Source organism: Streptomyces corynorhini (genome assembly GCF_003346515.1).
Taxonomy (GTDB): Bacteria; Actinomycetota; Actinomycetes; order Streptomycetales; family Streptomycetaceae; genus Streptomyces; species Streptomyces corynorhini.
The window spans coordinates 1-7,228 of sequence record NZ_QQNA01000047.1; the positions used below are offsets into that span (position 1 = coordinate 1).

The following is a 7,228-nucleotide window of genomic DNA, read 5'->3' on the forward strand; positions in this document are numbered from 1 at the left end:
TACGCCGCCGCGCCTGCCCGCGTCGCCTCGTACAGCGGGGGAGACGGCGCGGGCAGGCGCGGCGGCGTACGGGGGGTTTCGAGCGACCCTCCTCTGGAGGAGGAGGGAACGGCGGACTCGCGCTCCAGCCTCGGCTGGTACTCGCGCTGCGGCGGGATGCCCGTGGCGCCGGGCAGCGGGTCGGCCATCATGTCGCGGCGCGACGTCTTGGACTCCCCCGGCTCGGTACCGGCGCCCGTCAGCGAGACGACCCCCTCGGCGAAGCGGCGCTGCGTCTCCTCGGGCAGCAGCCGCAGGGAGACGACCGCGGCCACCCCGATCATGACTGTCGAGTACATGACCGTGACATAGGTGGCGGCGGGGCGGCCCGTGAACAGCCCGTGCACCATCGCGAAGCACCAGGCGGGGTAGGCCACCATGTGGATGGCCCGCCATTTGTAGGCGAACTTACCGGGCAGCGAGAAGACGCTGCGCGCGGCGCCGGTGGTGGCGGCGACCACCATGAGCAGCCCGGCCATCGAGCCGAAGCCGATGAGTCCGTTCGTACCGGTGATGCCGAGGCCGAACGGCAACAGGGCCCCGATCAGGGCCACTTTGCCGAGCGAGATCTTGATGCTCACGTGCAGCAGGAGGAAGCCGAGTGAGGCGACGGCGGTGGCCCGGTGGACTCCCTGGGCGACCAGGCGGTGGCGCGGTGAGAGCAGAAGTCTGTCGGTGGCTATCAGCCCCCAGACGACGGCCCCTGACAGCGACAGCAGCGACAGCACACCGGCGCCGAAGTCGATGAAGGCGCGGAAGGCGTCGCCTCCCACGACGGCGAGCAGGGGTACCAGTACCAGCGCGGCGACCGTCGCCAGGCCGGAGATCTGCCGGCTTTTGCCGACGTCCGAGCTGAGCGACGGGCCAAGCGTGCGAAGAGGGTTCATAGGGGGGCAACTCCGAAGGGCTCGGGAAAGCGGTCCCGTTGCGGCATGCTAAGTGGAGCCATACCAGGCAGCACTCGGTTTGCGGGTTTAGTCGAGTGAAGGTGAGTTATCCGACTCCTGAGTTGCCCGGATCGGGGCGATACGCGCAGTAAGGCGGCTGCCCCGACCCCCCGTCCGAGGCCCGACGGGACCATCCGGCGATTTCTCTCAACGTCGTCTGTCAACCTCTTGACCCCTCCTGGCGCGGATTCTCCGCATTCTCTCCCCATCCTCTCCCTGCCCCTGCACCCTCTTGTTCGCTCCCGCGACCGGTTGTACGGTCGCGAGCCGCTCCTTGTTCGCTTCTTGTCCGTTCTTCTTCTGTTCTTCGGATTCGGCAGCGCGCCGCGGCGTGTCCGCGCCCGTCGCGTCCGTGCGCGCCGTCCGGGGGCTGCGGTACCCTGACGCCATGCGTGCCGTACGCCTTCTGCTGAGCGGGCCGCGCTGATCAGTCCCGACGACGGATGAGAGATCCGGTCGGAATCGGCGCGGCGGTCCCCTCCTGTGTGAGGGGCCTTTTTCGTTCACCGACGAACGTGGTTCACCGACGAGCACGGTTCATCCGCTGAACGGCACGGTCGAGTCCGCCGGCAGAGACGATCGATGGAGCTTCAGAGAACATGAGCGAGACCAACCCCGCTGCCGCCGAGCCGGTGGCGCCGCACCGCTACACCTCCGCCATGGCCGCCGACATCGAGGCGCGCTGGCAGGGCTTCTGGGACGCCGACGGCACGTACGAGGCGCCGAACCCCACGGGTGAGCTGTCCGGCGACCCCGAGCTGGCCGCGAAGCCCAAGAAATTCATCATGGACATGTTCCCCTACCCGTCCGGCGCCGGGCTGCACGTGGGACACCCGCTGGGCTACATCGCCACCGACGTCTTCGCCCGCCACCAGCGCATGACCGGGCACAACGTCCTGCACACACTGGGCTTCGACGCCTTCGGCCTGCCCGCCGAGCAGTACGCGGTGCAGACCGGCACGCACCCCCGGGCCTCCACCGAGGCCAACATGGAGAACATGAAGGTCCAGCTGCGTCGGCTGGGCCTGGGCCACGACAAGCGTCGGTCCTTCGCGACGATCGACCCGGACTACTACAAGTGGACCCAGTGGATCTTCGTCCAGATCTTCAACTCCTGGTACGACAAGGACGCCGACAGGGCGCGCCCCATCGACACACTGGTGGCGCAGTTCGAGAGCGGGCAGCGCGCGACGCCCGACGGGCGCCCCTGGAGTGAGCTGAGCGCCGCCGAGCGCGCCGATGTGGTGGGCACCTACCGGCTGGCGTACGCCTCCGACGCGCCCGTCAACTGGGCCCCCGGCCTCGGCACCGTCCTGGCCAACGAGGAGGTCACCGCCGACGGCCGCTCCGAGCGCGGCAACTTCCCCGTCTTCAAGGCGAAGCTGCGCCAGTGGAACATGCGGATCACCGCCTACGCGGACCGGCTGATCGACGACCTGGAGGCGCTGGACTGGCCGGAGGCCATCAAGCTCCAGCAGCGCAACTGGATCGGCCGCAGCGAGGGCGCGCGCGTCGACTTCGAGGTCGGTGACGCGGGCACCATCACCGTCTTCACGACCCGTCAGGACACCCTGTTCGGCGCCACGTACATGGTGCTGGCGCCGGAGCACGAGCTGGTCGGTGCGATCGTGCCGGACGCCTGGCCGGAAGGCACCCACGAGGTGTGGACGGGCGGCCACGCGACCCCCGCCCAGGCCGTCGACGCGTACCGCAAGCAGGCGGCGTCGAAGTCCGACGTCGAGCGGCAGGCCGAGGCCAAGGACAAGACCGGCGTCTTCACCGGCGCGTTCGCGACCAACCCGGTCAGCGGCGAGCCGGTACCGGTCTTCATCGCCGACTACGTGCTGATGGGGTACGGGACGGGCGCCATCATGGCCGTCCCGGCGCACGACAGCCGCGACTTCGCCTTCGCGCGCGCCTTCGAGCTGCCGATGCGCTGTGTCGTCGAGCCCTCGGACGACCGCGGCACCGACCCGTCGGCCTGGGACGACGCGTTCTCCTCGTACGACGCGAAGCTCGTCAACTCGACGGGCGCCGACATCTCGCTGGACGGCCTGGGCGTGGCCGAGGCGAAGGAGCGGATCACCGGCTGGCTGGCCGACCGCGGCATCGGAGAGGGCACCGTCAACTTCCGGCTGCGTGACTGGCTGTTCAGCCGCCAGCGCTACTGGGGTGAGCCCTTCCCGATCGTCTACGACGAGGACGGCACCGCGCACGCGCTGCCCGAGTCGATGCTGCCGCTGGAGCTGCCTGAGGTCGACGACTACTCGCCGCGCACCTTCGACCCGGACGACGCCGACACCCAGCCCGAGACGCCGCTGTCGCGCAACGCGCAGTGGGTCGACGTCGAGCTGGACCTCGGGCAGGGCGAGGGCGTCAAGCGCTACCGGCGCGAGACCAACACCATGCCGAACTGGGCCGGTTCCTGCTGGTACGAGCTGCGCTACCTGGACCCGCACAACGACCAGAAGCTGGTCGACCCGGCCGTCGAGCAGTACTGGATGGGCCCGCGCGAGGGTCAGCCGCACGGCGGCGTCGACCTCTACGTGGGCGGTGCGGAGCACGCCGTACTGCACCTGCTGTACGCCCGCTTCTGGTCCAAGGTCCTCTTCGACCTGGGCCACATCTCGTCGGCCGAACCGTTCCACAAGCTCTACAACCAGGGCATGATCCAGGCGTTCGTCTACCGCGACAGCCGCGGCATCGCGGTGCCCGCTGCCGAGGTCGAGGAGCGCGACGGCGGCTACTGGTACGAGGGCGAGAAGGTCAGCCGCGTCCTCGGCAAGATGGGCAAGTCCCTGAAGAACGCCGTCACGCCGGACGAGATCTTCGCCGAGTACGGCGCGGACACACTGCGCCTGTACGAGATGGCCATGGGCCCGCTCGACGTCTCGCGGCCGTGGGACACGCGCGCCGTGGTCGGCCAGTACCGGCTGCTCCAGCGGCTGTGGCGCAACGTGGTCGACGAGGCGACCGGCGAGGTCACCGTCGTGGACGCGGAGCCGGACGAGGAGACGCTGCGCGCGCTGCACAAGGCGATCGACGGGGTCGGCCAGGACATGGCGGCGCTGCGCTTCAACACGGCCATCGCCAAGGTCACCGAGTTGAACAACCATCTGACCAAGACGGGCGGCCCGCTCGCACGGTCGGTCGCGGAGCCGCTGGTGCTGCTGATCGCGCCGCTGGCCCCGCACATCGCCGAGGAGCTGTGGCGCAGGCTGGGCCACCCCGAATCGGTCGTGCACCAGGACTTCCCCGTGGCGGACCCGGCGTACGTCGTGGACGAGACCGTGACCTGTGTGGTGCAGGTCAAGGGCAAGGTCAAGGCGCGGCTTGAGGTCTCGCCCTCGATCACGGACGGTGAGTTGGAGGCGCTGGCGCTGGGGGACGCGGGGGTGGTCGCGGCGCTGGGCGGGGCGGGGATCCGGAAGGTGATCGTGCGGGCGCCGAAGCTGGTGAACATCGTTCCGGCGTAGCTCCGGGGTGGCTGTGGCGAAGCTCTGGCGTGGCTTCGGGGTGGCTGTGGCGTAGCTCTGGCCTAGCTCCGGGGTGGCTTCGGGCTGGCTCTGGCGTGGCTCCGGGCTAGCTCCGGGGTGGATCTGGCGTGGCTTCGGTCCTGCTCCGGGGTTCTCGGGGGCGCGGGTTCTCCGACACAGGGCTTTCCCCTACGGGCAGGTTGGGGGTTCCGACGGGACCCACGGCCTGCCCGTTCGGTTTACGGTGGAGGGGAGCGGCGGCGGCCCGGCCACGGCCGCCGTGGGACCTGACCGACGGAGAAGGGGCGTCCATGCAAGCCGCGATCACGATCATTTCGCTTCTCTTCGTCGTGTTCATGGCGCTCGGGGTGTACGTGGGCGTCAAGGCGATCGGCGCCGCCAAGCGCGGTGTGGACCGCACGATCGACCAGGCGCGCCGCACGGTGGAGGACACCACGCTGCGGGCCAAGAGCTTCGGACAGCTGGGGATGGGCGCCGAGCTGGCCCAGCTCCGGCTGAGGCTGCGCACCTCGATGCGGGCCACGCAGGACGAGCTGCAGGCGGCGGTCGGCGAGGACGCCTCGCTGTCGGAGTCGATAGCTCTGTTCCGGCGACTGAGCGCGCACGGCCGGGAGCTGGACGACGAGCTGCGGCACCTGGAGCGGGACCCGGACCGGGCCATGGTCTCCCAGCGGCTGGCCGAACTACGCGAGCGCACCGAGCGGATTACGCGCTCGGCGGACTCGCTGCGCTGGGCCGCGCGGGACCGGGCACGGAAGTTCGCGGAGGACGACCTGTCTGCTCTGAGCACGGAGATCGACCTGGAGTCGGGCGCGCTGCGTCACTGGTCGAAGGAGCCTCCGCAGGGGCAGTCGGCGGAGCCGGACCGGTCCGACTGGTCGGACGGGCCGGAGTCACGGCGTACATCAGGACCGGGGCGGGGTGTGCCTCCCACCGCCGAGGCGGGTGACCGGGCCCTGGACCCGCCGGCAGCCCGGCGGTGGACCACGTACCCGTGGCAGAAGCCGAACACGCGGCAGGCCAGGCCGGAGACGACGAACTGACCGGGCCGGAGACAGTGCCCAGGCCGGAGACGACGAACCGCCCAGGCCGAGACGGCGAACCGACCCGGGGATGACCGAGGAGCGACTCAGGGTGTGGGCTTGCCCGGAGTGAGCAGGCCGGTGTGTGAGCGGGCCGGTGTGTGGGCAGGCCGGGGTGTGAGCAGGCCCCGGGAGTGGGCCGTCCTCGGGTGGGAAGTGTCCCGGGTGTGCACCGCCTCGGGGGCGGAGCTGCCGCCGGGAATCGATCTTTGGGACGGGGGCGGGCTGCCGGGTGGAGACGCCGACGGGTAACCTCCGGCTCATGTCCCGCCATGTCGCCATCGTCACCGATTCCACGGCCTACCTGCCACCCCAGGCGATGGAACGGCACGGCATCACAGCGGTTCCGCTGACAGTGGTGCTCGGCGACCGGGCGTTCGAAGAGGGCACCGAGATCTCGGCCCGCTCGCTGGCCCTCGCGCTTCAGAAACGACGTTCTGTGACCACCTCCCGGCCCAGCCCCGAGGTCTTCGCCGCCGCGTACCGCAGGGCCGCCGATGCCGGTGCGAGCGCGATCGTCTCACTGCATCTGTCGGCGGAGTTCTCCGGGACGTACGACGCCGCCGTACTGGCCGCGAAGGACGCTTCCGTGCCCGTACGGGTGGTGGACACCGGGATGGTGGCGATGGCGCTGGGGTTCTGCGCGCTGGCCGCCGCGGAAGCCGTGGAGGCGAACGGTACGCCGGACGACGCGGTGGCCGCCGCCGAGAAGCGGGCCGCCGGGACATCGGCGTATTTCTATGTCGACACCCTGGACTATCTGCGCAGGGGCGGCCGTATCGGTACCGCCCAGGCGCTGTTGGGATCGGCGCTGGCGGTGAAGCCGCTGCTGCAACTGGACGGCGGGCGCATCGAGCTGCTGGAGAAGGTGCGCACGGCCTCGAAGGCCCTCGCGCGGCTGGAGGAGATCGTCGCCGAGCGCGCCGGTACCAGCTCCGTGGACATCGCGGTGCACCACCTGGCGGCGCAGGACCGGGCCACGGCGCTCGCCGAGCGGTTGCGTGAGCGCGTGCCCGGCCTGGTGGATCTGCATATGAGCGAGGTGGGGGCGGTGATCGGCGCTCACACGGGGCCGGGGCTCCTGGGGGCCGTGGTCTCGCCGCGCTGAGCCGTCGGCTCCATTCCGCGAGCTGCCGAGCTGCCGATCTGCCGATCTGCCGACCGGTCGAGGTGGCGACCGGTCGAGGTGCTGACCTGGCGGGCCGTCGGTCTGTCGATCTGTCGGATCACACGATCGGGTGGTCGAGTTATCCACAACCGACGTGTTTTCCACGGAATTTGAGGCTGCTCGGCAGAGATGAGCGGATGTGTCTACCGTCTTGTGGCATGGCACTTCGAACACGCTCCGTAACCAGTGGTCCCGGTCGGGCGCCGGGCTCCGACGGCCGTGCCCGTCATGGCCGAGCCCGCCGCGACCGCGCCCTTCTCGGCCGGACAGGCACCCGGCGGCGGGCGGCTCCGTCCCACGCGGGCGGGCCGGACGGTCCGGCTCCCGCGGCGACTCCGGCCGCGGGCCCGTCTCCGGCGCGCGCTGCGGCTCCGGCGCCGGTTGCGGCTGCCGTGCCCGCGCTGCCTCCTCCGTCTCCGGCGGAGGCGCGGCGGCGGGCGGAGGCTCTTTTCGCCTGCGCCGCCGTCAAAGAGCCGGAGCCGGAGCCGGAGTCGG

The 7,228-nt window shown here is 70.7% G+C and carries 3 protein-coding genes and 1 pseudogene; 3 read left to right on the forward strand and 1 reads right to left on the reverse strand.

The features are described 5' to 3' along the window. Positions 1-926 (reverse strand): annotated as a pseudogene (locus tag DVH02_RS07645) (hypothetical protein); the annotation flags it as partial. 659 nt (positions 927-1,585) lie between these two features. Here DVH02_RS07645 and leuS point away from each other — a divergent pair. From leuS to DVH02_RS07660, 3 genes are all read left to right on the forward strand, one after another. Beyond that, complete coding sequence (leuS, locus tag DVH02_RS07650) at positions 1,586-4,462, forward strand: leucine--tRNA ligase (protein ID WP_114622944.1); 2,877 nt, start codon at positions 1,586-1,588, stop codon at positions 4,460-4,462. A 311-nt stretch (positions 4,463-4,773) separates the two neighbouring features. Then, the gene (locus DVH02_RS07655) at positions 4,774-5,526 is read left to right on the forward strand and encodes a hypothetical protein (RefSeq protein WP_114622945.1); all 753 of its coding nucleotides are present in this window, start codon (positions 4,774-4,776) and stop codon (positions 5,524-5,526) included. Between the two features lie 301 nt (positions 5,527-5,827). Further along, a complete protein-coding gene (locus DVH02_RS07660; RefSeq protein WP_114622946.1) occupies positions 5,828-6,673 on the forward strand; it encodes a DegV family protein in 846 nt (281 codons plus the stop codon). The last annotated feature ends 555 nt before the right edge of the window (positions 6,674-7,228 follow it).